Origin of the sequence: Mycobacterium sp. E3305 (assembly GCF_001666785.1) — a bacterium.
Lineage (GTDB): Bacteria > Actinomycetota > Actinomycetes > Mycobacteriales > Mycobacteriaceae > Mycobacterium.
Map to the genome: position 1 here is coordinate 55213 of NZ_LZJA01000188.1, position 24408 is coordinate 79620.

Below are 24408 nucleotides of genomic sequence, written 5' to 3' on the forward strand. Positions count from 1 at the left end.
CCCACGATTTGTGGAGCCTAGGGGAATCGAACCCCTGACACCCGCCTTGCAAAGGCGGTGCTCTACCAACTGAGCTAAGGCCCCTCGCCGGGCTCGGGTGGTGGCTGACCCGTGGTGTCGTCCACCGCCACGTGCCAGATCTCGACCCCGCGTCGGGACCACGCCACCGCCGCCACCACAGCGATCAGTGTGATTGGCAGGGCAAGTCTTACGCAACGTCTTGATGGGCACATGGTTGTGGGCCTAGGAGGACTCGAACCTCCGACCTCTTCGTTATCAGCGAAGCGCTCTAACCGCCTGAGCTATAGGCCCGTACACGCGTACGGCCGAGCGACGAGATTACCGCAATTGCCGCCCGACCCCCAAAAACGCTAGTCGCGGTCGGCCAACGTCACCTCGATGCCGCCGATCAGATCGGTGGTCAGGTTGTAGACGAACGCGGCGATGGTGGCCATCGCCGTCAACAACACGATGTTGACCAGGCCGATCAACACGGCCCCGCCGAAGATGGTGCCGCTGGAGACCAGTTCGCCGCTGCTGCCGCTGGTGTTGTTCAGCAGGTCGCCGACGTTGCTGTTCAGCTTCGACCACACGCCCATGCCGCCGAGGACGAGATACAGGAACGCCACGGCGATCATCCAGACGAAGAACAACGCGACCGAGAGCAACAGCGAGACCTTCAGCGTGCTCCACGGATCGATCCGGCGGATCTGCATGCTGGCCCGCACGGGCCCGCGCGGTCGCCGCGACACCTGGGTGCGGCTCTCGCGGGTCTCGCGGCCCTCCCGGTTTTCCGTGGCCGACGACCGGCCGGATCCCGCCTGGGTCGACGGCTCCGGCGCGCGGTCGGGTGACGCTTTGCGCTGGGGGCCCCGCGGAATCGGGCCGGACAGGTCGGGCAACTCGCTGGCGTAAGCCTCCGCCGGCGGCCCGTCGCCACGCCCCTGCGGGGCGTCGTTGTCGTGCGGCGGGTTTTTGCCCTGCGCGGGTGCGCCGGGGGCCGCGGTGCCGGAGATGAACCGGTTGAGCCGCGCCTCGACACCACTGGGCGGGCCGGACTGGCGCGCCTCGGTGGGCGGCTCGGTCTGCCGTTGCGGCGCCTGCGGGGGCCGGGGACCGCCACGCTGCCACGGCGGTGAGTCCCCGGCGTCGGGAGCGCGGCCGGCCGGTGCGGGCGGCGTCGCGCGGTGGGCGCCGGCACGCTCGGCCGAGCCATCCCCATTAAGGCCATCGCCCTGTTTGGGGGCGCCCGGCTCGTTCGGTGAGGTCACCCCGACTCCTTAGCTCTCCTGCCACGGCCGCGGGGGCGTCGCATTTTGTCCGGTCGGGCCGAGTCTAATTGCCCGGCCGTTCGTCGGACCGCGCGGATTGTCAACGACTAGCCGTCTGCGTCCGCGGCGCCTTCCGCTTCGTCGACGACTTCGTCCGCGTTCTCCTCGGCGTTGCGCGCGATGGCCAGCAGCGTGTTGTCCTCGCCCAGGTTCATCAGGCGAACACCCTTGGTCTGCCGTCCCGCCTTACGGACCTGCCTCGCCGCCGTGCGGATTACCCCGCCGCCGGAGGTGATGGCGTAGAGCTCGCTGTCTTCGTCGACGATCAGCGCGCCCACCAGCTTGCCGCGCCGCCTGTCGTACATCACCGTCAGCACGCCCTTGCCGCCGCGGCCCTGCACCGGATACTCCTCGATCGCGGTGCGCTTGGCGTAGCCGCCGGACGTCGCCACCAATAGGTACGTGCCCTCGCGAACCACGTTGAGCGACAACAGGTAATCGTCGGTGTTGAACCGCATGCCCTGGACGCCGGAGGTGGCGCGGCCCATCGGGCGCAGCGCCTCGTCGGTCGCCGAGAACCGGATGGATTGGCCGTTGGCCGATACCAGCAGCAGGTCCTCGTCCGACGAGCACAGCACCGCGCCGACGAGCTCGTCGTTGTCGCGCAGGTTGATCGCGACGATTCCACCCGATCGGTTCGAGTCGAAGTCGGTCAGCTTGGTCTTCTTGACCAGGCCGTTGCGCGTGGCCAGCACCAGGTACGGGGCGTCCTCGTAACTTCGGATCTGGATGACCTGGGCGATGCGCTCCTCGGGCTGGAAGGCCAGCAGGTTCGCCACGTGCTGACCGCGCGCCGTCCTGGACGCCTCGGGCAGTTCGTACGCCTTGGCGCGATAGACCCGGCCCTGCGTGGTGAAAAACAGGATCCAGTCGTGCGTCGAGCTGACGAAGAAGTGCTTGACGATGTCGTCCTGCTTGAGACCGGCGCCCTGCACGCCCTTGCCGCCGCGCTTCTGGCTGCGGTAGAGGTCGGACTTGGTTCGCTTGGCATAACCGGTCTCGGTGATGGTGACGACGACCTCTTCGCGGGCGATCAGGTCCTCATCGTTGACGTCACCGTCGGCCGCGATGATGCGGGTCCGCCGATCGTCGCCGTGCTTGTCGACGATCTCGGCGAGCTCGTCGTGAACGATCCCGCGCTGCCGTTCCGGCTTGGCCAGGATGTCTTCCAGGTCGGCGATCTCGGCCTCGATCTTGGCCAGGTCGTCGATGATGCGCTGGCGCTCCAGAGCGGCCAGGCGGCGCAACTGCATGTCGAGGATGGCCTGGGCCTGGATCTCATCGATGTCGAGCAGCTCGATAAGTCCGGCCCGGGCGATGTCGACGGTTTCCGACGCCCGGATCAGCGCGATGACCTCGTCCAGCGCGTCGAGCGCCTTGACCAGACCGCGCAGGATGTGGGCGCGTTCGTTGGCCTTGCGCAGCCGATAGGTGGTGCGCCGGACGATGACGTCGAGTTGGTGCGCGACGTAGTAGCGGATCATCTGGTCCAGCCGCAACGTGCGCGGCACCCCGTCGACGATCGACAACATGTTGGCGCCGAAGCTGGTTTGCAGCTGGGTGTGCTTGTAGAGGTTGTTCAGCACCACCTTGGCCACCGCGTCGCGCTTGATCTCGACGACGATGCGCAGGCCGACCCGATCGCTGGACTGGTCCTCGATGTTGGCGATTCCGGTAAGCCTGCCGTCGCGGACCTGCTCTGCGATCGACGTGATGAAGTTGTCGTGGTTTACCTGATAGGGCAACTCGGTGATGACGATCGAGGTGCGGCCCCGCGAATCTTCTTCTATCTCAACGACTCCGCGCATCCGGATCGATCCCCGACCGGTGGTGTAGGCATCGTGGATGCCCTGCGACCCGACGATCAGACCGTGGGTGGGGAAGTCCGGGCCCTTGACCCGCTCGCAGACTGCGGCCAGGGTGGCTTCTTCGTCGGCCTCGTGGTTGTCCAGGCACCAGTAGACGGCCTCGGCCAGCTCGCGCAAGTTGTGTGGCGGGATGTTGGTCGCCATCCCGACCGCGATGCCGCCGGAGCCGTTGGCCAGCAGGTTGGGGAACCGGCTGGGCAGCACGGTCGGCTCCTGCACCCGGCCGTCGTAGTTCGGGATGAAATCGACTGTCTCCTCGTCGATTTCACGCAGCATCTCCATGGCAAGCGGGGTTAGCCGCGCCTCGGTGTAGCGCATCGCGGCCGGTGGATCGTTGCCCGGAGAGCCGAAGTTACCCTGACCGTCGACCAGTGGGTACCGCAGCGACCACGGCTGCGCCATCCGCACCAGGGTGTCGTAGATCGACGCGTCGCCGTGGGGGTGGTAGTTGCCCATCGTCTCGGCGACCGAGCGCGCCGACTTGGCGTGACTGCGGTCCGGGCGGAAGCCCGAGTCGTACATCGCGTAAAGCACGCGGCGGTGTACCGGCTTGAGCCCGTCACGCACCTCTGGCAGCGCGCGCCCGACGATCACGCTCATCGCGTAATCGATGTAGCTGCGCTGCATCTCCTGCTGAATGTCGACCGGTTCGATGCGGTCGCCGGCCTCGTCGCCGGGTGGCAGCGTGGTGTCAGTCATCTATTCCCCTTTGTGGGTTGGCGTGCCTGACGAGTACGTCAGACATCCAGGAAGCGAACGTCTTTGGCGTTGCGGGTTATGAAGCTGCGGCGCGCGTCGACGTCCTCGCCCATCAGGATCGAGAACAACTCGTCGGCGGCCGCGGCGTCGTCCAGGGTGACCTGGCGCAGCACCCGGACCGACGGGTCCATCGTGGTCTCCCACAATTCTTTCGCGTCCATCTCACCCAGGCCCTTGTAGCGCTGGATGCCGTCCTCTTTGTTGATCTTCTTGCCGGCTTTGAGCCCGGCCTCTAGCAGGCCGTCGCGTTCGCGATCGGAGTAGGCGAACTCCGGGTCGGTCCGCTGCCACTTCAGCTTGTACAGCGGCGGCTGCGCGAGGAAGACGTGCCCGTTTTCGATCAGCGGCCGCATGAAGCGGAACAGCAACGTCAGCAGCAGGGTCGAGATGTGCTGGCCGTCGACGTCCGCGTCGGCCATCAACACGATCTTGTGGTAGCGCAACTTGCTGATGTCGAATTCGTCGTGGATGCCGGTGCCGAGCGCGGTGATGATCGCCTGGACCTCCGTGTTCTTCAGCACCCGGTCGATGCGCGCCTTTTCGACGTTGATGATCTTGCCTCGCAACGGCAGGATCGCCTGGAACATCGAGTCGCGGCCACTCTTCGCCGAGCCGCCCGCCGAATCGCCCTCCACCACATATAGTTCGGATTTCCGCGGGTCGGTAGAGCGGCAGTCCGCGAGCTTCCCGGGCAGCCCCCCGAGGTCGGTGGCGCTCTTGCGGCGCACCAGCTCGCGCGCCTTGCGGGCCGCGATCCGCGCTTGTGCCGACGAAACCGCCTTGTTCACAACGGTTTTCGCCTCAGAGGGGTTGGCCTCGAACCAGTGCGTCAACTGTTCGTTGCACACCCTCTGCACGAACGATTTGACCTCGGTGTTACCCAGTTTGGTCTTGGTCTGGCCCTCGAACTGGGGCTCAGCGACCTTGACCGAGATGACCGCCGCCAGGCCTTCCCGGATGTCGTCGCCGGTGAGGTTGGCATCCTTCTCCTTGAGCAACTTCTTGTCTTTGGCGTACTTGTTCACCACCGAGGTCAGGGCGCTGCGGAAGCCCTCTTCATGGGTGCCGCCCTCATGGGTGTTGATGGTGTTGGCGAAGGTGTGGACCGACTCCGAGTAGCCGCCGTTCCATTGCATGGCGATTTCGACCTCGTGACCGGTGCCTTTTCCGTCGAAGTCGATGACGCTCTGCTGGATCGGGCTCTTGGTGCGGTTGATGTGCTTGACGAAGTCGACCAGGCCGCCGGGGTAGTGGAACGTGCGGTGCTTGACCTTGTGCGGCGCAGCGTTTTCCGCCGCCTTCTCCTCCGCGGACTTGGGCGCTTCGGCGGTGTCGCTGACCACTTCGTCGACGACCTCGTCCTGCTCGACTCGTTCGTCGGTGAGGTTGATCGTGAGGCCCTTGTTCAGAAACGCCATCTCCTGCAGGCGGCGTGCGACGGTCTCGAAGTCGTACTCCAGCGTTTCGAAGATCTCAGGGTCGGCCCAGAACCTGATCGTGGTTCCGGTCTTCTTGGTCGCCTCACCCTGCTTGAGGGTGCCGGGCACGGCACGGTCGTAATACTGGAACCATTCGTGGCCGTCGCGTTTGATGTTGACTTCCAGCCGGGTGGACAGCGCGTTGACCACCGACACGCCGACGCCGTGCAACCCACCACTAACCGTGTAGCCGCTGTTTTCGCCACCGAACTTGCCGCCGGCGTGCAGCTGCGTCATCACCACGTCGACGGTGGGGGCGCCGGTCGCGTGCATGGCCACCGGGATGCCGCGCCCGTCGTCGGCCACCTCCACGCTGCCGTCGTCGAGGAGCCGCACATCGACCCGGGTGGCGTAACCGGCCATCGCCTCGTCCACCGAGTTGTCGACCACCTCCCAAATGAGGTGGTGCAGACCGCGCTCACCGGTGGACCCGATGTACATGCCGGGGCGTTTGCGGACGGCCTCCAGGCCCTCGAGCACGGTGATCGCTGACGCGCCGTATTCGTCTTGCGCCTTCTTCTTCTGGGCAGCCACGGTCGGAATGCTCTCCTTGGGGTTTCATGCGGGCGGTTCCAGTCACCGCATCAGCCGCATGCAGCCAGTCTACCGTGATGAGCCGCCCGCACCGATTCTCTGGGCGCGTTTCCACCCAGCTAACTGCGCCGTGCGGGCGATTTCTCTGTTGACGCCGCGTCCCGACGTGCGTCAACCCGCTTCACGTCGTCCTGGCGGCTTTCAGCGGCCTGTTGATGAAACCGTGTCTGGGGATGGTTCGTCGCCGGTCGCGCCGTTAACCGTAGGTGTCGCGCGGGCCCCTTCCGGCGATGTGGCGCGGCCCCTTGCGCCACGACGGCGCCACGGGCCCGGTGATTTTCAACTGCGTGACCACACCGTTGCCCACGGCCGCGGCGATCTTGGCCAACAGTTGCGACTGAATCATCCGCAATTGCGTGGCCCACGCGGTCGATTCGGCGGCCACGCTGAGGACCCCGTCGCTCAACGCCGTCGGCGTCGCGTGGTCGGCGATCTGCTGACCGACCACGGACGCCCAGTTTCCGAGCACGGTTCCTTCGGCCACCTGCGCCGACCACCCGCGCTTCTTGGCCAAGTCCCGGGCGAGACGGCCGAGGGGCTGGGGATCGCGGGCGTCCGGGCCGGGCCCCGACCAGCTTCGGCGATGCCCCGCGACGCGGCGGCTCGGCGCCGGGGTCGCGCGGCCGCGTCCGGCATCCTTGCCTTGCGCGCGGGCCGCGGCGCGGGCTTCCTCGAGCGTGCGCCGAACCAAGTCGATGCCGCGCAGCAGGCCCGGGTCGGCCGGCGTCGATTCTTGTTCGTCGCCGCTGCCCGTCATGACCTCACCACCGAGACCCGACCGAGGTCGTCGTCGCGCAAATCAATCGGTATCTGCCTGGCGGCCCAGTCCGCCGGAATGTCCTCGACCACCGCGGCGGTGACCAACACCTGCTCCGCGGATTCCGCCACCGTCGCCAACGCCCTACGGCGGGCCGCATCGAGTTCGGCGAATACGTCATCGAGTAAGAGCACCGGTTCGCTGCCGTCGGCGCGCAACAACTCGTAGGAGGCCAGCCGCAGCGCCACCGCGAAGGACCATGATTCCCCATGGCTGGCAAAGCCTTTGGCGGGTTGGTCACCGAGCCAGAGGTCGAGATCGTCGCGATGGGGGCCCACCAGAGACATGCCCCGCTCCAATTCCGCGGCACGGCGCTCGGCCAGCGCCGCCAACAAGGCGGTTTCCAGGAAATCGCGATCGGTTCCCGCCGCTTCCGCTGTGGCGTGCGGCCCGAGGCTGGTTCGGTAGGCGATCGAGGCAGGCCGCGAGGCCGGCGCGAGCAGTTGATAGGCCTTCTCCACTTCGGGTGCCAACTCGTTCACCAGGTCGATCCGTGCGGCCATCAACTCGGCGCCGTGTTCCGCCAACCGGCTGTCCCACACGTCGAGGGTGTCCAGGGCACTGCGGTCAGCCCGGTGCCGGATTCCGGCCGCGGATTTCAACAGCGCCGTACGCTGGCGCAGCACCTTCTCGTAGTCCGACCGCACCGCGGCGACCGCCGGCCGCCGCAACGTCGCCAAATCATCGAGGTAGCGTCGCCGCTCCGACGGATCCCCCCGGACCAGGGCGAGGTCTTCGGGAGCAAAAAGCACGGCGCGCAAGACGCCGATCACCTCCCGCGTGCTGCGCACGGGCGAACGATTGAGCCGCGCCTTATTAGCCCGCCCCGCCGCGATCTCCAGGTCGATCGCGCATTCTCGGCCCTCGTTGACGACGATCGTCGACACCACAGCCCGTTCGGCGCCCGCCCTGATCAGGGGGGTATCGGTGCCAACCCGATGCGACCCCAACGTGGTCGAAAACCACAGCGCCTCAATGAGATTCGTCTTGCCGAACCCGTTGGAACCGACAAACACCGTCCGGCCCGGCTCCAATTCGAGGTCGGCGTGCGCCCAGGACCGGAAATCGCGCAGTCCCAAATGCCGGACGTACACCTATCCGGGCAACCGAACTGGCATCAGCAGGTAGACGTAATCCGTCGGCAATGCCGCGAAGGGTCCACTGCCGGTGGGTGAACTGTCGTCACCCGACGCCGGACGCAGCAGCGCCGGCTTCCCGGGGGTGGTGAAACCGAATGACACCCGTTCGGAATGGACCGCGGCCAGCCCGTCGGTGAGGTAGGTCGGGTTGAACGCGATCGTCAACGGCTCGCCCACGAAGTCAACGGCGAGGTCCTCTTCGGCGCGGCCCACGTCGTCGGCGCCCGCGGACAACCGCAGCGAGCCTTCGGAGAATTCCATCCGCACCTGGGCACCCCGGTCCGCGACCAACGCCACCAGCTTGATCGCCTCGGTCAGTTCGGCGACGTTGATGGTCGCCACCGCCGTGTGCTCGGCGGGCAACAGTTGACGGAACTTCGGGAACTCCGCATCCAACAGCCGCGTCGTGCTCCGCTTGCCGTTGCCGCTGATGCCGAGCAACCCGTCCTTGCCAACGCCGCTGCCGGCCCCCAAGGACAACCGAACCTCGGAACCGTCGGCACCCGCCCGGGCGGCCTCGGCCAAAGTCTTCGCCGGCACCAGCACCGCGGCTTCGATATCGGGCGACGACGCCGACCAAGTCAGCTCGCGCACCGCCAGCCGGAACCTGTCGGTGGCGGCCAAAACCACCGTGTTGCCCGAGATCTCGACCCGGATTCCGGTCAACATCGGCAACGTGTCATCACGGCCGGCCGCGATGGCCACCTGGCTGATGGCCTCCGCGAAGAGATCCGCGGCCAATGCGCCGGTCTCTTCCGGCAAGCCCGGCAGCGTCGGGTAATCCTCGACCGCCATCGTCGGCAGCGAGAATCGGGCACTTCCGCAGTTCAACGCGACGCGGTTGCCGTCGACGTAGAAGTCGACCGGCTTGTTCGGCAGCGCGCGGGTGATGTCCGATAACAACCTTCCGGAAACCAAAACACTTCCGGGAGAAGCTATTTCGGCTGCCACCTGCGCTTCGGCGGAAACTTCGTAGTCGAATCCGGAGATCGTCAGGCCCGCATCGGTCCCGGATAACAACACTCCAGAGAGCACCGGCACCGCCGGCCGGGTCGGCAGGTTCTTCGCCACCCACGACACCGCGTCGGCGAAGGACTCCCGCACCAAACGAAACTTCAAGTCGCTGAGGCCAGCTCTTGTCGTCGCCGCGTCCATAGCGTCCCTTCACCTACCGAGAGTTTTAAAGTCCAGTGGCTAGCCGTCTCCGCTAGCACGGGGCTCCGCGACGAACGCCACTGACACGTCGTGCCAACGACGACCGCAACGGCAGTCGAAGAACAACCGTAGATCGTCCGAGGCCATCTTGAAAGCTAATCGGGAACCCTGACAAGCGTGGTTACCGGCGCATCCGTTCGGGGTGTTCGACCAAGCGTCCCCAACGCTGTATTTCAAAGAAGAAACTACGAAGAGATCTCAGTACTAGTAATAAGGCCTGTGCATCCTGGGGACAGCCGGGGTTCGACGCAGCTAGGACGGGCATGGGGCTGTGGATGACGGGGTGCATAACTGTGAGTCCGGTGTTGGGCCATTGGGGAGCGAGGGCGGTTGTGCACGCGGCGTCCCGTAGTACACGGGTGTTTGGTTGGTTGTGCACAGTCCTGCGCACAAGGCCCGGGTGTGGCGGGTGTGACAGGCGGGTGGGAAGTTTTTTGGAAAAAATGTGCCGGCGGGCGGTCGGGGCGGCCCGGAGTCAGCGCTTGGAGCGCTGGCGGATACGGGTGGTGAGCTCTTTGACGTGATCGAAGACCTCACGACGCTCGGCCATTTCGGACAGGATCTTGCGCTGCGCGTACATCACCGTGGTGTGATCGCGCCCGAATGCCTGTCCGATCTTGGGCAGCGACAGGTCGGTGAGCTCGCGGCAGAGATACATCGCGATCTGGCGTGACTGCGCCAGGGCGCGCGTCTTGCCGGGCCCGCGGAGTTCTTCCACTGTGGTGTCGAAGTACTCAGCGGTGGCAGCCATGATGGTCGCCGCGCTGATCTGCATCGTGCTGGCGTCGGCGATGAGGTCACGCAGCACGATTTCGGCCAGCGCCTTATCGATCGGAGTCTTGTTCAACGAGGCGAACGCGGTGACCCGAATCAGGGCGCCCTCGAGTTCGCGGATGTTGCGTTCGATGCTGCTGGCAATGAGTTCGAGGACATCGTCGGGAACCGCAAGTCGCTCCATTTGTGCTTTCTTGCGCAAGATGGCGATGCGGGTCTCGAGTTCGGGTGGCTGGACGTCGGTGATCAGGCCCCACTCGAACCGCGTCCGGAGGCGGTCTTCGAGGGTGGCGAGCTGCTTGGGCGGCCGGTCGGAGGAGATGACGATCTGCTTGTTGGCGTTGTGCAGCGTGTTGAAGGTATGGAAGAACTCCTCTTGAATACCTTCCTTGCCCTCGATGAACTGGATGTCATCGACGAGCAGCACGTCGACGTCGCGGTAGCTGCGCTTGAAGGCGACCTTGCGGTCGTCGCGAAGCGAGTTGATGAAGTCGTTGGTGAACTCCTCGGTGGATACGTATTTCACTCGCATCCCCGGGAAGAGTCGCTGCGCGTAGTTGCCCGCGGCATGCAACAGGTGGGTCTTGCCCAGGCCGGACTCACCCCAGATGAACAACGGGTTGTAGGCGCGCGCCGGCGCTTCGGCGATCGCCAGGGCCGCCGCATGCGCGAAGCGATTCGAAGCTCCGATGACGAACGTGTCGAACGTGTAGCGCCGGTTCAGGCTCGTCCCGCCGGCGACGGCCGGATCTGTGGGGTGCGGCCGCTCGGTGAAATAGTTCGGCCAACTCTGCTGTGCACTGTCGCTGACTTCGCCGTTTTCGTCGGGCTCATCGATTTCGATGGGGTCGTCGTCCGGCAGCGGTGCTTCGGATTGGGCGAACGGTTCGGCGTGCGGGATCAGGGAGTCGTCGATGTCGTCGTCGGGCGGTGCGATGCGGACCCCGAGCTGGATCTGTTGCCCGAGGCGACGGCTGAGGGCGTCGGTGATCGGGGCGCGGAGATGACGTTCGATTTCGTTCTGTACGAAACTGCTCGGCACCGATAAGAGGGCGAACCCCTCGACGATGGTCAGTGGCTGAACCAGATTCAGCCACGCCCGCTGTTGGGGAGTGAGGGGAGTGATGAGCGTTGTGCGGTTGGCGGCCACGCCGTCCGGGGTGGATTCCCCGTTGAGCTCCGAAACGACCGCGTTCCAGACGGTCGTGAAACCTGAACCGGGGTCATCGGTCAACGACGCATCCCCCTGGTTCTCGAGCATCCCGGGTCCAAGTACAACCGCGCTGGTGGACAAAGCAACTGTCCACATAGTTATACACAGGTGTGGACAGGATGAGCGTATGCGAGCCACAACCTACCGGCGACGGCTCGCGATCTCCGTGCTGGAAGAAAACCTTTTCAAGGCCGTCTAGGCAGCTAGTCGATCCACCATCCTCGCTTCGTTGTCGAGCGCCGTTGCAGTCTAAAACGACACTGGCAGAAGCTAACAGTTTTCCGTGCGGCTGCCAACCGTTCTGCTGCATTCCAATCGAGTTGTTTAGGGTTCGTTGGGCCTAGTTCGGCTCGTCGCGGTTCGGACCGGGGTGCGGGCCTGCCGCCGGGGTGGCGTTTTTCGGCGGGGACCGCGCGGGTTCGTTGGGGCAGGCCAGGTTTGACCAGGCGAAGCCTGGTCAGTACCCTCAAACAGTCGCCCGAAAGTCGGCGATGCGGCTGCGACCCAGGTCTGCCTGGGGACCGCGCCGGCCAGCAGCAAGATTACCTCCGACCGACCCGCAGACGAACCTTGAGCGAGACAGTCTGGCCGGCCGGATGGAAATGCGAGACACAACGAGGAGAACGTCGTGGCCAAGGGCAAGCGGACCTTCCAGCCGAACAACCGGCGCCGAGCCCGCGTGCATGGCTTCCGGTTGCGCATGCGCACCCGCGCCGGACGCTCGATTGTGTCGAGTCGGCGCCGTAAGGGGCGCCGCGCGCTATCTGCCTGATCGCAACGTCGGGTCTTTCGGCGGTGCTTCCGGCACGCAACCGCATGCGGCGGTCAACGGAGTTTGACGCGACGGTGAAGCACGGGATTCGTGCGGCGCAGCCCGACGTTGTCGTCCATCTCCGCCGGACAGACGGTGACGCGCCAACGGCCCCGCACGTCGGATTGATCGTCGGCAAGTCCGTCGGTTCGGCGGTCGACCGCCACCGGGTGTCGCGCCGGCTGCGGCATGTCGCGCGATCCGTTCTGGGTGAGCTCCGGGAATCCGACCAGGTGGTCATCCGGGCGTTGCCCGGCAGTCGGACGGCATCGTCGGCGCGGTTGGCGGAAGAGTTGCGTCGCGGATTACGCCGGGCGCTCGAAGCCGCGGGACGGGACCGGTGACGGCGCCAGCGTCGGGGCGGGGCGTCATCCGCACGGCGGGGACCGCGGCCGCCCGAGGTCTGATCTCGCTGATCCAGCTGTATCGGCACATGGTTTCGCCCTTGCGGCCGGCGACGTGTCGCTTCGTTCCGACGTGCAGCCAGTATGCGGTCGACGCGTTGACCGAATACGGCTTGATGCGGGGGAGTTGGTTGGCCGTGATCAGGCTCGCCAAGTGCGGGCCATGGCATCGGGGCGGATGGGATCCGATCCCGGAACGCCCGGAATGCGCGCACTTCGAAGACGTCAGCGCCGTGGCGGCATTCGCGCCGGCGCGAGGGGAGAGTGGAACCTTTGTTTGATTTCTTTAGCCTCGACTTCGTCTACTACCCGGTGTCGTGGATCATGTGGGTTTGGTACAAGCTCTTCGCAGCGATGCTGGGGCCGTCGAGCTTCTTCGCGTGGGCCCTGTCGGTGATGTTCCTGGTTTTCACCCTCCGCGCGTTGCTCTACAAGCCGTTCGTGCGGCAGATCCGCACCACGCGGCAGATGCAGGAACTGCAGCCGCAAATCAAGGCGCTGCAGAAGAAGTACGGCAAGGACCGCCAGCGGATGGCGCTGGAGATGCAGAAGCTGCAACGCGAGCACGGGTTCAACCCCATCCTCGGTTGTCTGCCGATGCTTGCCCAGATCCCGGTGTTCATCGGGCTCTACCACGTGCTGAGGTCGTTCAACCGAACGACCGGGGGCTTCGGCCAGCCGCACCTGTCGGTGGCCCAGAACCGGCTCACCGGAAACTACGTGTTCACGCCCACGGACGTCGGGCACTTTTTGGACGCGAACCTGTTCGGCGCCCCGATCGGCGCGTTCATGACGCAGCGGACCGGGTTGGACGCGTTCACCCACTTCAGCCGCCCGGCCGTCATCGCGGTCGGTGCGCCGGTGATGATCCTGGCCGGCATCGCGACGTACTTCAACAGCCGGGCATCGGTGGCGCGGCAAAGTCCTGAGGCCGCGGCCAATCCGCAGACCGCGATGATGAACAAGCTTGCGCTGTACGTGTTCCCGCTCGGCGTCGTCGTCGGTGGCCCGTTCCTGCCGCTCGCGATCATCTTGTACTGGTTCGCGAACAACATTTGGACATTCGGTCAGCAGCACTACGTGTTCGGCATGATCGAGAAAGAGGACGAGGCCAAGAAGCAAGAAGCGCTGGAACGTCGAGCGGCCAATGCTCCGGCACCGGGGGCCAAACCCAAGCGAAGCCCCAAGGCCGGACAGCCGGCGGGCAACGGATCACCGGCCGCCGGGGAGGGGGAGGCGGACTCCGATGGCTCTAACGGCTCCGATGGCGACGGCGCGGCGGTGAAGCCACCGGCGGATAAGCCGAATCCCAGTGGACAGAACGGCGGCGCGGCGAACCGCACCCCGCGGCCGGGCGCGCGGCCCAAGAAACGCAAACGCTGACAAGGGAGACAGAGCCACGCCGGGCCGCCTCGGGCGGGTGACCCCGATTGGCAGGAACCCATGGATGAGGGAGAGAAAGACATGACGGACGCAGACACCACCACCCAACCCGACGTCGACGCCGAGCTCGAGGAGCGGTCCGAAAACGGGGCCGAGGCGGGCGCGGACGAACCCGACGACCTGGAGGAGCGGCTGGTCGCCGAGGGGGAGATCGCCGGCGACTACTTGGAGGAGTTGCTGGACCTGCTGGACTTCGACGGAGACATCGACCTGGACGTCGAGGGCAACCGGGCGGTGGTGAGCATCGACGGCAGCGACGACTTGAACAAGTTGGTGGGCCGCGGCGGCGAGGTGCTCGACGCGCTGCAAGAGCTCACCCGATTGGCCGTGCACCAGAAGACCGGTGTCCGGAGCCGGCTGATGCTCGACATCGCCAGTTGGCGTCGGCGGCGGCGCGAGGAGTTGGCCGCGCTGGGCGACAAGGTGGCGCGGCGGGTGCTGGAATCCGGTGAACGCGAGGAGCTGTCCCCGATGACGCCGTTCGAACGCAAGATCGTTCACGACGCCGTCGCGGCGGTGCCCGGCGTGCACAGCGAGAGCGAGGGCGTGGAGCCCGCGCGGCGGGTCGTCGTTCTTCACGACTAGCGAGTTACAGCGGTGTAGTTCCGGCGCCGAGGCACCCATTGCGTCAGGCAAAGCAGAGGATGTTTCACGTGAAACATGTCGGCCCCGTCGAACCCTCGGCGGCCCCGTCCGACCCACCGCAGCCCGGCGCCGCGCCCGAGGCGGCGGAGGCGATCTTCGGCCCGCGGCTTGATCTCGCCCAGCGGTACGCGCAACTGCTGGCCGGTCCGGGAGTGGAACGAGGACTGCTCGGACCGCGCGAAGTGGACCGCGTCTGGGACCGCCATCTGCTCAACAGCGCCGCCGCCGCCGAGCTGCTGGAGGAGGGGGAGCGGGTCGTCGACATCGGCAGCGGCGCAGGGCTACCCGGGATCCCGCTCGCCCTCGCGCGGCCGGACGTCGAGATGGTGCTCCTGGAGCCGCTGCTGCGCCGAAGTGAATTTCTCGCGGAGGTCGTCGACCAACTAGGGTTGGCCGTCGAAGTGGTCCGCGGCCGTGCCGAGGAACTGTGGGTGCGCCACCAGTTCGGGGAAAGGGATGCGGCGGTGTCACGAGCGGTTGCGTCGTTGGACAAGTTGGCGAAGTGGAGCATGCCGTTGCTACGGCCCGGGGGCCGGATGCTCGCGATCAAGGGCGAGCGCGGCCGCGAGGAAGTTGAACAGTACCGGCGTGTGATGGCAGCATCGGGCGCCGTTGATGCCAGGGTGGTGACATGTGGCGCGACCTATTTGCGTCCCCCCGCAACCGTAGTTATAGCGCGACGCGGAGAGCGGCCGCGACGACAGCCGGCACGGATGGGGAAGGCGGGGAAGCGATGAGCACTCCGGGAGAATCGCCGACCGCCGCGGGCCCGTCCCCGAACGCCACGCCCGTCCAGACGCCCGCCGGGCCAGATGTCCCCGCGCCCCTCGTCCCAGGTGCCATCGAGGACTCGGCGGCCAATGTTTCACGTGAAACAGTGGCCGAGTTCGACACCCCGATCGGGGCGGCCGCGGAGCGCGCGATGCGCGTTCTGCACACCACCTACCCGCCGCTGCGCCGGCCGCGCCACCGCCGCATCCTCACCGTGGCCAATCAAAAGGGCGGAGTCGGTAAGACCACCACCGCCGTCAACCTCGCCGCCGCGCTCGCCCTGCAGGGGCTCAAGACCTTGGTCATCGACCTCGACCCGCAGGGCAACGCCAGCACGGCGCTCGGCATCACCGACAGGCAATCCGGTACGCCCTCGTCGTATGAGGTGCTCATCGGCGAGGTTTCCGTCAAGGACGCCCTGCGGCGCAGCCCCCACAATGACCGCCTGTTCTGCGTACCGGCCACCATCGACTTGGCCGGTGCCGAGATCGAACTGGTCAGCATGGTGGCGCGCGAGAACCGGTTGCGGACGGCCCTGGCCGACCTGGACGATCTCGACTTCGACTACGTCTTCGTCGACTGCCCGCCGTCGCTGGGGCTGCTCACCATCAACGCGCTCGTCGCCGCGCCCGAGGTGATGATTCCGATCCAGTGCGAGTACTACGCCCTGGAGGGCGTGTCCCAGCTGATGCGCAACATCGAGATGGTCAAGGCACACCTCAACCCGCAGCTCAACGTCAGCACCGTGGTGCTCACGATGTACGACGGCCGGACCAAGCTGGCCGACCAGGTCGCCGAAGAGGTGCGCCGTTACTTCGGAGCCAAGGTGCTGCGCACGGTGATCCCGCGCAGCGTCAAAGTCTCGGAGGCGCCGGGCTACAGCATGACCATCATCGACTACGACCCCGGATCGCGCGGGGCGATGAGCTACCTCGACGCGAGCCGCGAGCTCGCCGAACGTGATTGACCACCAGCCGTGAAGGGACGACCATGACGCAGCCGTTACGCAAGAAGGGCGGCCTCGGCCGGGGCCTCGCTTCGTTGATCCCGACGGGCCCCGCCGAGGGCGACTCGGGTCCCGCGACCCTGGGCCCGCGGATGGGGGATGCGGCGGCCGACGTGTTGATCGGGGGACCGGGACCCGACCTGGCCCCGGCGGGCGCGGTGTATCGCGAGATCGCGCCGTCCGACATCGAGCCCAACCCACGCCAGCCGCGGCAGGTGTTCGACGACGAGGCGCTCTCCGAACTGGTGCACTCCATCCGCGAGTTCGGATTGCTGCAGCCGATCGTCGTGCGTGCCGTTCCCGGCGCCAAGACGGGACCCCGCTATCAGATCGTGATGGGGGAGCGGCGCTGGCGGGCGGCCCAAGAAGCGGGGCTCGCCACCATCCCCACCATCGTGCGCGAAACGGGCGACGACAATCTGCTCCGCGACGCGCTACTCGAGAACATCCACCGGGTGCAGTTGAACCCCTTGGAAGAGGCGGCGGCATACCAACAGCTGCTCGACGAATTCGGCGTCACCCACGACGAACTCGCCTCCCGAATCGGCCGCTCGCGACCGCTGATCACCAACATGATCCGGTTGCTCAAGCTGCCGATCCCGGTGCAGCGGCGGGTGGCGGCGGGCGTGCTGTCGGCCGGCCATGCCCGCGCCCTCTTGTCGCTGGAAGCCGGGCCCGAGGCGCAAGAGGAACTGGCCAGCCGGATCGTCGCGGAGGGACTGTCAGTGCGGGCGACCGAGGAGGCGGTGACGCTGGCGAATCGGGCCGGCGCGACCACCCCCGCACCCCAGCGTCGCAAGCCGATCCAGATGCCCGGCCTCCAGGAGGTGGCCGAGCGGTTGTCGAACGCCTTCGACACGCGGGTGACGGTCAGCCTGGGCAAGCGCAAGGGCAAGATCGTCGTGGAGTTCGGGTCCGTTGACGATTTGCAGCGAATTATCGACATGATGACCGCCGCGAAAGCATGACCCGCCATACCCTGTAATTACGTCACTGTGACACCGGAGCGGTCACGGACCGGCAACGACCGGGGCTCGTCGTCGCGGCATTACGAAAGCGCATGCGTTTCAAGGATTTTCGGTAACGAAACGGGTGAGACGCTAACGCGCCGACCGTGCCTGGGCCGGGACCGGCCCCTCGCGGCCAAAGCTGGCCCGATTGCGACATCCTCTCCTATCCTGGAGGGGTTGCCGGTGCAATTGGCTGCAGTACCGCACAGGAGCCAGGAGGCTAGTGTCCGCTCGAATCACACCGTTGCGCCTCGAGGCGTTCGAGCAGCTTCCCAAGCATGCGCGCCGCTGCGTGTACTGGGAGGTCGACCCGGCGACCCTCGGTAACCAGGACCACCTCGCCGACCCCGAGTTCGAGAAGGAAGCGTGGCTGTCGATGGTCATGCTGGAGTGGGGCTCGTGCGGTCAGGTCGCGACCGCGGTCACCGACGACAGAAGCCACAGCGAACCGCCGTGCCTGGGCTATGTCTTCTACGCGCCGCCGCGGGCGGTGCCGCGCGCCCAGCGATTCCCCACCGCTCCCGTGTCCGCGGACGCGGTCCTGCTGACGTCGATGGGTATCGAGCCGGGGCAAGCCACCGACGACCTGCCGCATGGTCTCCTCGCCCGGGTGATCGATGAACTGGTCCGGCGCGGGGTGCGGGCCCTGGAAGCCTTCGGACGCACCCCGGCGGCCTCGGAGTTGCAGGATCCGCAGGCGGCAAGCCCGGACGTGCGGCCGGTGCTGGAGGCCGTTGGTGATTGCTCGGTGGACAATTGCGTGCTGGACGCCGAATTCTTGCAGGCCGCGGGTTTCGTTGTGGTCGCGCCGCATCCGTACTTTCCGCGGCTGCGACTCGAGTTGGACAAAGGCCTGGGATGGAAGGCCGAAGTCGAGGCGGCCCTGGAGCGACTGCTGGAAAACGCACAGTTGCAAGAGCCGGTCGGAGCCGGGACCGCCGCGGGAAATACGTTGCGCGGCGTCGAGATCGGCTAGGAGCCGCCGAGCCGGCTGGCCCGCTCCACCGACAGTTCGTGAGCCAGCAGTTCGGCGAAGGTGAAAGTACCGGTCGGTCGGTCGTTCTTGCCCAGCAGGTAGAGCCGCTTGACCGCGGCGAGAATTCCTTCGGCGATGGCGTCGCGCGTTTGCGTGGAGATCAGCATCGCGCGATCGTTCGGATTGGTGATGTAGCCGACGTCGACCTGTACGGTCGGCATCCGGGTCAGGCGCAGCAGATCCCACGTCCGGCCATGTGTCCGGCAATCCCGTAACCCCGTGCGGGCCACCACTTCTCGTTGGATGAAGTCCGCGAGGTTGCGCCCGATCGTGGAGACCGAGCCGTGTGAGTTCCCAAAATGAAAGGAAGCGACGCCGTTGGCCGCGGGGCTGGGCTGGTTCTCGCAGCGCAAGCTGATCATCAGGTCCGCCCCGACGTTGTTGGCCGTGGCGGCGCGTTCGGCGTCGGACGGGCTGCGGTTGACCGGTCGCGAAAGGAAGGTCTCCATGCCGATGGCGGTCATCCGTCCCTCGAGCCGGCTCGCCAAGTCCCACAACACGTCTGCTTCGCTGACCGGTCCCGACGGGCCGTGCATCAGCTCTCCGAGGTCCGTGCCGCCGCGGCCCGGATCGATGATGATCCGCTTGCCCGACAGCTTCGGCCCGGAGCGCCGGACCAGCTCTTCTTCGCGAATCGCGTGCGGGGAGCCGCCCGTGACTCGGGAGCTCAGAAAATACAAGGAACGCAACGTTTCTGGGCCACAGATGCCGTCTGCGGCCAGCCCGTACTCACGCTGATAGGACATCAAGGCGTTGTGCGTCTGCAATCCGAAGTGTCCGTCGACCAGGCCGGTGTAGAAACCGAGGTCCTGAAGCCGGGCCTGCAGCGTCGCGACGTCGTCACCGTAGAGGGGGGCACCGAACTGGTGATAGAGCGTGCGCGCGCCGAGCCGGTAGGACGCCTCCTTCAACGCGCGGTAGGTGGCCTCGCCGACGATGCCGTCGACCAGCAGGCCGCGGTGCTGCTGGAAGGCCCGCACCGCCTGGTCGAGTTCGACGTCGAAAACCTCGGCGGGCACAAGCCGGCCGGTGGTGAGTTCGTCCTCCGGGGTGTCGAGCAGCCCTAGCGTTGCCAGCGTCGCCCGGATTTCGGTCACAGCTGCGCTGCGGTCACCACAGCGCAGCGCATCGCCGTATTCACGGCGCGGACTCGACATACCAAATGCCCTCCGGGACACATTGACAGGCTCACATCTGGGCAACAGCTAACAGCAATTGTCGCAGATGGATCGCCTAATCGGGAAAACCCCAGGCTGAACGCGGGGCGTGGTGCGGCGACTTAATCCAGGATCAGCTCAGGTTGGGAACCGCGTCCGAGAGCTCGCGCAGCAGCGCCGCCTTGCCCTTGGCACCGACGATCCGCTTCACCGGTTGGCCGTCTTTGAACAGGATCATGGTCGGAATCGAGACGACCTGGAAATCACGCGCGGTTACCGGGTTGGCGTCGACGTCGAGCTTGGCGATCGTGAGCTGCTCGCCTCGCTCGCTTGCGATCTCCTCGAGAACCGGCGCGACCATCTTGCACGGCCCACACCACGTGGCCCAAAAGTCAACCAGCACAGGCTTATTGCTGGACAACACCTCGGTGGAGAACGATGCGTCAGAGACTTCGATTGTGGCCCCGGCTTTTTCGGCGTCGGTCATTGAGGTGCTCCAATCATCTCAGTACTGCCAGGAAATTCGGTTGCGTCGCTTTGGGCGGCCGAGCTCGATTCGGCGTGGTCGGCCAGCCAGCGTTCGGCGTCAATGGCCGCCGAGCAGCCGCTGCCGGCGGCGGTGATGGCCTGCCGGTAGGTGCGGTCCACCAAGTCGCCTGCCGCGAAGACGCCGTCGATCGAGGTGGCGGTCGTGTGGCCCTTGACCAATACGTACCCGTCGGGGTCGGTGTCGAGCACATCGCGGACCAACTCCGAGCGTGGGTCGTGACCGATCGCCACGAAGACGCCCGTCACGGGCAAAGTGGATTCCTCCCCAGTCACGTTGTCGCGCAACCGCAAACCGGTCACCGTCTGATCACCGTCGACGCCGAGCACGGCCTTATTGGTCAAGATGGTGATCTTGTCGTTGTCCCGGGCGCGTTCCAGCATGATGCGTGACGCGCGGAACTCGTCGCGGCGGTGCACCAGGGTGACGCTGCGCGCGAACCGGGTCAAAAAGGTGGCCTCCTCCATCGCGGAGTCGCCGCCACCGATCACCGCGATGTCTTGATCTTTGAAGAAGAACCCGTCACAGGTCGCACACGAGCTCACGCCGCGGCCCAGCAGCTCCTGCTCGCCGGGCACCCCGAGGTACCGCGCCGCCGCGCCCATGGCCAAGATGATCGCCCGCGCGCGGAAAGTCTCGCCTTCGGCGGTGGTCACCGACTTGACCGGCCCGTCCAGCGACACCGACTCGACGTCTTCCATCCGCAGATCGGCCCCGAACCGGAGCGCCTGTTCACGCATCTGGTCCATCAGCTCCGGGCCGGTGATGCCGTCACGGAATCCGGGGAAATTCTCCACCTCGGTGGTGGTCATCAACGCGCCACCAAACGACGTTCCCTCGAAGACCACCGGGGCCAGCTGCGCCCGCGCCGCATACAACGCGGCGGTGTACCCAGCGGGACCCGAACCGATGATGATCACGTCGTGCACAGTGTCGGCGGTCATAGAACCCTTTCAAGAAATCGTCCCTGGATTCGTACAAACGCCAGCGTAGGCACCGCTGTTCCCGGACGTCGGTCAACCCATCGCACCACACTAAGGGCGGGGGATCTCCGTGTTGGCCAACAGGCCGGTGTCGGCGGCGCTGCAGTTCAGTGCGACCGCGTAAACCGCCAGGCTGCGGGGAGCGTCGCCCGGCACCACCAGCACGACGCCGGGGCGAGCGTTGATCTCGACCGGCCGGGCGCCCAGCACCTGCGTGGACGCCGGGTAGCCCAGCCCGGTGAGGCAGGAGGCGCGCCGCGCCGGGTCGCCGAGCGGGCCGTAGTCCGGCGCCTGGGTAAGCAGGCCGAGAATCTCGTCCCGCGACAGCGGGATGGCCATCGGCGGCGTCGACACCGTGATGTGCTCGGCGGTCACCCCGGTGCTGGGGGCGGGCTCGGGCGCGCCGATCAGCGCCGCGGTGCCCACGCCGACCGCCGCGAGCAGGGCACCGACGCCGGCCACCCCGGCGACCACCCGCGCGGGCCCAACCCGCGGCCGGGCGGAGTGCGCGACGGGCTGGCCGGTTTCCGCCGATTCCAGCGCGGCCGAGATCCGGGCGGTCACCTCGGGAGGTACGTCGGGCGCCGGCGTGGCCCCCAACGTGGCGACGTCGCTGCGGGCCCGGTTGAGGGCGCGCAGGACTTTCTCGGCCTCTGGGTCGTCGCGAACCCGTTGACGCACGCGGGCCGCGGATTCGTCGTCGAGCAGGCCGGCCTGCAGGTCGGCGAGGAGTTCAACCGTCAGGGGCGGCTCGTCGCCATGGTCGTCGGCTTCACCCATCCGCCCCAGTGTCCGTCATGGGTCGCTTGACGGCCATGGGTGGGGCCGGGTCGGCCGCGGCGTTCAGGTAGCCGAGAAGTTCGGCGAGGCGCACGCGCGCCCGGGCGCATCGACTCTTGACGGTGCCCTCGGCGACACCCAGCAGCGCGGCGGTATCGGCCACCGAGTAGCCCTGCATGTCGACCGCCACCACCGCGGCCCGCTGCTCGACGGGCAGCCGCATCAAGGCGCGCTGCACCATCATCGCGGTCTCGACCTGGGCGGTCCGATCCGCCACCGCGTAGACGTCCTCCAGCGGGACGGTCGGGTGAGACTTGATGCGCCGCAGCCGGTCCAGGCACGCGTTGACGACGATGCGGTGCAACCAACTGCCGACGGCGGCGTCATGCCGGAACGCACCGGCGCCGCGGTGCGCCGAGAGCATGGCGTCCTGCAGCGCGTCCTCGGCGTCCTCGGCGGTACGGGTGGTGAGCCGGGCGAGGCGGTGCAGCTGGCGTTGGTGGCGCAGGAACAGTTCGCCGAAGGCGTGGCGGTCACCGGCGACATGCGCGGCCAAGAGCTCGGCATCACTGCGTTCGCGCTGGATGTCTCCCCGGGAGCCCACGGCCGGACACTAACCAATTGGTGGTGGGGCGGCACTTCACCATCGGGCGGATCTGTGAGCCGGTCAGGAAGCGGCCTGGACCGTGATCTCGAAAAAACCGGCCTGGCTCTTGCCGTTGGTGGTTCCCAAGGTGGAGATCCACACCAACAGGTTCGAGGTCGGGGACCCGGCTCGCACCGGGATCACGTTGTGGCCGGGCTTGAGTGTGAACGCGGGCGCCAGCACGGTGGTGTCGTTCAGGGACGCCGGTGACGCCGTGGACGACGAGCGGATCTCGACCTTGGTCCCGCTGCTGGGTGTGTCGATGGTGACCTGGCCGATCACCGTCGCGCTCGGAAGCTGCAGCATGAGCCCTTCACCCTGCTTGAAGTTGGGGAACGGGACGGCGTCGGTGTAGACCTCGGTGGCCCATGCGGTGGTGGGATCGCCGTCGATCGCCTGACCGGCCGTGCTCGCGTTGTCGGCGTCACCGTCGGGCGAGTAGACCGTCGCCTTGGTCGGCTTCACGACGCTGCCGGCGGCCGCCGAGCTCGGGGCCGACGCCGAGGTGGACGAGGACGGGCCGTTCAGCCCGAGCTCGTCCTTGTTCAGGCCGCCACCGACGTTGCCGAAGATCTTGCTCACCACCGACGCCAAGACCAGAAGGGCCACGATGATGACCGCAAGGCCGGCGCCCATGCCGATCAGCAGGTTGCGGCGCCGCCGCGCGAACGTTTCTTCGTCCGGGGCCACGGATTCGCGGGCGGTCGCCGGCGCGGGCGAATCATCGATCGGACCCAGCACCTCGGTCCGGTCGGCCACCGCGGTCGCCTGCTGCAACAAGTTCAAAAGTGTTGAGGCACTGCGTATCCCGCCGTCTTCCTGAACCGCCCGCACTGCGACGGCCGAAATCTGGAAGGGAATGCCGCGGTCGATGATCATCGGTTCGACGGGCTGGCCCGTCGAATTCCGTTCGGCCGGGGCGAGCCCACTACGCACGCTGGACTCGGTGAGCGGCCACCGATTGACCAGCAGGGCATACAGCGCGGCGCCGATGCCGCGGATATCGGCCTGCGGGCTCGCGTCGGGCATGGTGGCCGGGTAAGCGAGGACGACGTCGCCCTCGATGCTGACGCGGACCCGGCTCGGGTGGTCGATCGACAATGCGACGCCGGCCCGGTGGGCCGCGTCGGCGGCCGCGGCCAGCGACTGCATGGCGCGGACGGCGCCGACGGGAGACGGCGCGGTGTCGGCCACCTCCTGCAGCGAACCGCCGCGCACCCACTCGGAGACCACCAGGCCGCCGTGCCCGGTGTGGACCACGTCGAGCACCCGGGCAATGCCCGGCTTGTCGATCCGGCTCAGGCGCAGCGTGCGGGACAGGATCTCTTGCAGCACGTCGTCCGGCAACGCCCCGTCAGGGTCGACGAACGTCAGCGCCACCTGCCGGTCCAGCGCGGTGTCCAGCGCCTGCCAGAACTGCAGGGGCGGCGCTCCGCCGTGGAAGACCAGCAGCCGGTAGCGGCCACCGGCGATGCGGGCGCCGGGAACCAGGTGGACGTCGTCTCCCGACGGGTCCCCGCCGCGATCCCTGGGCGCGTCGAACGGGGCCGGACCGCGCCGCGCTTCGGGTGGCAGGTCGCCATTCGACGGGCGCGGCGCCGGTGATTCCGGCGGGCGTTCGGCGGGGATGTCGGGCTGGAAGTCGTCGGCAACCGGTCGTGGCAGCTCGGCACCCGACGCGGCACTCTCGATAGGGCGGTCGGTCACCTCCGGTCCTTTCGCTATCCGGGCTTGGGTTGCCCGCTCCGAAGGTCTGCGCCGGATCGGCTCCTGGACCGCATTTACCCCAGGCGGGGACGAATTCCTCTGCTCAGGGTACGTGACCGGGGCCCGGCGAGAATATTGGTCCTTTAGCACCGGTTTGCCGGGCACCGCCGCACGGCCGCCGAAGCGCCGCCGGACGACGTCCAGCGCCGCCTGCGCCTCCGGGACACGGGCGCCAAGCATGACCGCGGCCATGATCGGCAGCATGATCGCCGCC

At 67.0% G+C, this 24408-nt stretch carries 21 protein-coding genes, 2 tRNA genes and 1 pseudogene; 9 read left to right on the top strand and 15 right to left on the bottom strand.

Annotated features, from left to right (window positions below):
• Window positions 1-11: 11 nt before the first annotated feature.
• From A5701_RS17490 to dnaA, 9 genes are all read right to left on the bottom strand, one after another.
• A tRNA-Ala gene (locus A5701_RS17490) sits at window positions 12-84 on the bottom strand.
• Window positions 85-238: 154 nt separating this feature from the next.
• Window positions 239-312, bottom strand: a tRNA-Ile gene (locus A5701_RS17495).
• Between the two features lie 59 nt (window positions 313-371).
• Window positions 372-1271, bottom strand: a complete 900-nt coding sequence (locus tag A5701_RS17500) for a DUF3566 domain-containing protein (protein WP_067756293.1) — start codon at window positions 1269-1271, stop codon at window positions 372-374.
• A gap of 107 nt (window positions 1272-1378) precedes the next feature.
• Window positions 1379-3898 (bottom strand): DNA gyrase subunit A, encoded by a 2520-nt coding sequence (gyrA, locus tag A5701_RS17505; protein ID WP_067756296.1) that lies wholly within the window; start codon window positions 3896-3898, stop codon window positions 1379-1381.
• A 38-nt stretch (window positions 3899-3936) separates the two neighbouring features.
• A complete protein-coding gene (gene gyrB / locus A5701_RS17510) occupies window positions 3937-5970 on the bottom strand; it encodes a DNA topoisomerase (ATP-hydrolyzing) subunit B (protein ID WP_067756299.1) in 2034 nt (677 codons plus the stop codon).
• 256 nt (window positions 5971-6226) lie between these two features.
• Window positions 6227-6787: a DUF721 family protein gene (locus A5701_RS17515; protein WP_067756303.1), complete on the bottom strand. Its 561-nt coding sequence runs from the start codon at window positions 6785-6787 to the stop codon at window positions 6227-6229.
• A complete protein-coding gene (gene recF / locus A5701_RS17520) occupies window positions 6784-7941 on the bottom strand; it encodes a DNA replication/repair protein RecF (RefSeq protein ID WP_067756305.1) in 1158 nt (385 codons plus the stop codon). The genes A5701_RS17515 and recF overlap by 4 nt, the downstream gene beginning before the upstream one ends.
• Window positions 7942-9141 carry a DNA polymerase III subunit beta gene (gene dnaN / locus A5701_RS17525; RefSeq protein WP_067756308.1) on the bottom strand — a complete coding sequence of 400 codons (1200 nt, stop codon included), beginning with the start codon at window positions 9139-9141 and terminating at the stop codon, window positions 7942-7944.
• A 535-nt stretch (window positions 9142-9676) separates the two neighbouring features.
• Entirely contained in the window at window positions 9677-11209 is a 1533-nt protein-coding gene (dnaA, locus tag A5701_RS17530) for a chromosomal replication initiator protein DnaA (RefSeq protein WP_067756365.1), read from the bottom strand.
• A gap of 607 nt (window positions 11210-11816) precedes the next feature.
• Here dnaA and rpmH point away from each other — a divergent pair.
• The 9 genes from rpmH to A5701_RS17570 all read left to right on the top strand — a co-directional run bounded on the left by rpmH (window position 11817) and on the right by A5701_RS17570 (window position 18254).
• Window positions 11817-11960: a 50S ribosomal protein L34 gene (rpmH, locus tag A5701_RS27580; protein ID WP_073880743.1), complete on the top strand. Its 144-nt coding sequence runs from the start codon at window positions 11817-11819 to the stop codon at window positions 11958-11960.
• Window positions 11961-11983: 23 nt separating this feature from the next.
• Window positions 11984-12343: a ribonuclease P protein component gene (gene rnpA / locus A5701_RS17535; protein WP_067756311.1), complete on the top strand. Its 360-nt coding sequence runs from the start codon at window positions 11984-11986 to the stop codon at window positions 12341-12343.
• Window positions 12340-12684: a membrane protein insertion efficiency factor YidD gene (yidD, locus tag A5701_RS17540; RefSeq protein ID WP_067756316.1), complete on the top strand. Its 345-nt coding sequence runs from the start codon at window positions 12340-12342 to the stop codon at window positions 12682-12684. Before rnpA ends, yidD begins: the two co-directional genes overlap by 4 nt.
• Window positions 12668-13786, top strand: coding sequence for a membrane protein insertase YidC (gene yidC, locus A5701_RS17545; RefSeq protein WP_082969777.1), 1119 nt, complete (start codon window positions 12668-12670; stop codon window positions 13784-13786). The genes yidD and yidC overlap by 17 nt, the downstream gene beginning before the upstream one ends.
• Window positions 13787-13867: 81 nt before the next feature.
• Window positions 13868-14431, top strand: a complete 564-nt coding sequence (locus A5701_RS17550) for a R3H domain-containing nucleic acid-binding protein (protein ID WP_067756319.1) — start codon at window positions 13868-13870, stop codon at window positions 14429-14431.
• A 59-nt stretch (window positions 14432-14490) separates the two neighbouring features.
• On the top strand, window positions 14491-15228 hold the full coding sequence (gene rsmG / locus A5701_RS17555) for a 16S rRNA (guanine(527)-N(7))-methyltransferase RsmG (RefSeq protein WP_067756322.1): 738 nt from the start codon (window positions 14491-14493) through the stop codon (window positions 15226-15228).
• Window positions 15225-16229 (top strand): ParA family protein, encoded by a 1005-nt coding sequence (locus tag A5701_RS17560; RefSeq protein WP_082969778.1) that lies wholly within the window; start codon window positions 15225-15227, stop codon window positions 16227-16229. The genes rsmG and A5701_RS17560 overlap by 4 nt, the downstream gene beginning before the upstream one ends.
• A 23-nt stretch (window positions 16230-16252) precedes the next feature.
• Window positions 16253-17236: a ParB/RepB/Spo0J family partition protein gene (locus A5701_RS17565; RefSeq protein WP_067756325.1), complete on the top strand. Its 984-nt coding sequence runs from the start codon at window positions 16253-16255 to the stop codon at window positions 17234-17236.
• A gap of 265 nt (window positions 17237-17501) precedes the next feature.
• A complete protein-coding gene (locus A5701_RS17570; RefSeq protein ID WP_067756328.1) occupies window positions 17502-18254 on the top strand; it encodes an acetyltransferase in 753 nt (250 codons plus the stop codon).
• On the opposite strand, the gene A5701_RS17575 is transcribed toward A5701_RS17570, so the two are convergent.
• The 6 genes and pseudogenes from A5701_RS17575 to A5701_RS17600 form a co-directional block, all read right to left on the bottom strand.
• Window positions 18251-19471 carry an N-acetylmuramoyl-L-alanine amidase gene (locus A5701_RS17575; protein WP_067756331.1) on the bottom strand — a complete coding sequence of 407 codons (1221 nt, stop codon included), beginning with the start codon at window positions 19469-19471 and terminating at the stop codon, window positions 18251-18253. The genes A5701_RS17570 and A5701_RS17575 overlap by 4 nt on opposite strands.
• A gap of 133 nt (window positions 19472-19604) precedes the next feature.
• A complete protein-coding gene (gene trxA / locus A5701_RS17580; RefSeq protein ID WP_067756334.1) occupies window positions 19605-19958 on the bottom strand; it encodes a thioredoxin in 354 nt (117 codons plus the stop codon).
• The gene (trxB, locus tag A5701_RS17585; protein ID WP_067756337.1) at window positions 19955-20962 is read right to left on the bottom strand and encodes a thioredoxin-disulfide reductase; all 1008 of its coding nucleotides are present in this window, start codon (window positions 20960-20962) and stop codon (window positions 19955-19957) included. The genes trxA and trxB overlap by 4 nt, the downstream gene beginning before the upstream one ends.
• A gap of 90 nt (window positions 20963-21052) precedes the next feature.
• Window positions 21053-21781, bottom strand: coding sequence for a hypothetical protein (locus A5701_RS17590; protein ID WP_067756339.1), 729 nt, complete (start codon window positions 21779-21781; stop codon window positions 21053-21055).
• Window positions 21774-22385 carry an RNA polymerase sigma factor SigM gene (gene sigM / locus A5701_RS17595; RefSeq protein ID WP_067756342.1) on the bottom strand — a complete coding sequence of 204 codons (612 nt, stop codon included), beginning with the start codon at window positions 22383-22385 and terminating at the stop codon, window positions 21774-21776. The genes A5701_RS17590 and sigM overlap by 8 nt, the downstream gene beginning before the upstream one ends.
• 63 nt (window positions 22386-22448) lie before the next feature.
• Window positions 22449-24408: pseudogene (locus A5701_RS17600) on the bottom strand (murein biosynthesis protein MurJ); the annotation flags it as partial.